The organism is Microbacterium testaceum (genome assembly GCF_001476655.1).
GTDB lineage: Bacteria > Actinomycetota > Actinomycetes > Actinomycetales > Microbacteriaceae > Microbacterium > Microbacterium testaceum_C.
The window spans coordinates 1-1,851 of record NZ_LDRT01000132.1 but is presented as its reverse complement, the minus strand read 5'-3'; the positions used below and the strand labels follow the sequence as shown (position 1 = coordinate 1,851).

The 1,851-nt window shown below is 66.6% G+C and carries 1 pseudogene; it reads left to right on the top strand.

The window, feature by feature from the left end:
- Nucleotides 1–1,851: pseudogene (locus NS220_RS15835) on the top strand (hypothetical protein); the annotation flags it as partial.

Here is a 1,851-nt window from a genome sequence, read left to right as displayed (position 1 = left end):
GTCAGTACACGACGAACTTCAACCTGAGCAAGCCGTGGGCCGAGGCGGGGTCGTCCATCACTGTGACGGCTGTGACCGCGAGCGCCAACGCGACCCAGACTTTCGTCGTGCTCGGTGCCAACGTCCTCGCGTGGGGATCGGGGGCTTCCGGCGGAAACGGGGTGGGTACGGGTGCCGACGTCAATGCCCCCCGTCAGGTCGTGCAGGCGTTTCCCTCGCCCGTGGTGCAGGTAGCCCAAGGCGGCAACAACTTCACGCTATTCCGGTTGAAGAACGGCCAGGTGTGGGGCGTCGGTCAGAACGATCAGGGCCAGCTGGCCGACGGCACGAGGACGAACCGTTCCACACCCCAGCTCATTCCAAATTTGTCGAATGTGGTCGACATCGCCGCCGGCTATCAGACCGGTTACGCCGTCCTTCAAGACGGAACTGTGCGGTCGTGGGGTGTCAACTATGAGTCGGCGCTCGGCGACGGGACCACCTACAGCCAGAAGAATTACTCCCTCTCGGTGGTGACGGTTTCCGGCGTATCGAACGCCGTGAAGGTCGCGGGTGGTACGTGGTTCGGCTTGGCGCTGCTGAACGATGGCACGGTCCGGGGATGGGGGCGAAACGGCTTCGGGCAGCTCGGTGACACCACGAGCCAGAACAGGCCGGTCGCTGTGACCGTGTCGGGCGTGTCGGGTGCCACCGCCATCGCAGCCACGTCGGTGGCGGGATATGCGTTGCGCTCAGATGGTTCGATCATGGCGTGGGGCGGGAACTACAAGGGTCAGATGGGCGATGGGTCGACCCTTTCGGGTAACCGGTACACGCCCGCGCCGGTGGTGAACATCTCGACCGCCGTCTCCATCGCGGCGGCGAGTCAGACTGGGTACGCACTGCTGTCTGACGATACGGTCGCGGCGTGGGGTGACGGCGAGAACGGTGAGCTCGGCAACGGCGCGTCCGCGGCGTCGGCGTCACCCGTCGCAGTGCAGGGAATCTCCGGAGTGTCGCAGATCGGCGCGGGATATGCGTTGAAGACCGATGGGACCGTGTGGGCCTGGGGACCCAACGACCAGGGGCAGATCGGCAACGGCTACACCGGCTCGCCGACCAACGTCCCCGTTCAGACGGTGCTGCCCGCGGGCATTCCGGTGACTGCCATCGGCGGTAGCATGGGCGGCCCCGTGCGCTTCGCCGTCGCGGGCACTCTCTCGCTGGCTGTCGATGTACGAGCTGATCAGGTGTCGGCCGGTTCTTCGGCGTCCGTGGTCGCGACGGTTTCGTCCGGTTCGGCGGGGGTGGCAGGCGCAGAGGTCGCGCTGACCGCCACGGGGAATGCCGCTCTCGGCGCCTCCCTCGGGCAGACCAATGCGTCGGGCGAATTCGCGACGTCGGTCACCCCCGATCAGTGGACGATGCCCGGTACGCAGTTGCAGGTCCGTGCCTCCACGGACGCCGCCAGCGGCGCTGACTCCTACACGGTGCTCGGCGCCAACGCCCTTGCATGGGGCTCCGGCGTGTTCGGCATGAGCGGTTTGGGCACGACCGATGACGCCTCGACGCCTCGTCAAGTCATGCCGGTGTTCCCGTCACCGGTGGTGCAGATCGCACAGGGCGGGTACAACTTCACCCTGTTCCGTCTGCAGAACGGGGACGTGTGGGGCGTGGGCCGCAACGGTGACGGCGAGCTCGCAGACGGCACGACGACCGATCGCTACTGGCCTCCGCAGCAAATTCCCGGTCTGTCGAACGTCGTCGACATTGCCGCGGGGAGGTCGACGGGCTACGCGGTCTTGTCCGACGGCACCGTCCGTTCGTGGGGCGGCAATTTCGAGTCCGCTCTCGGCGACGGGTCGACATACA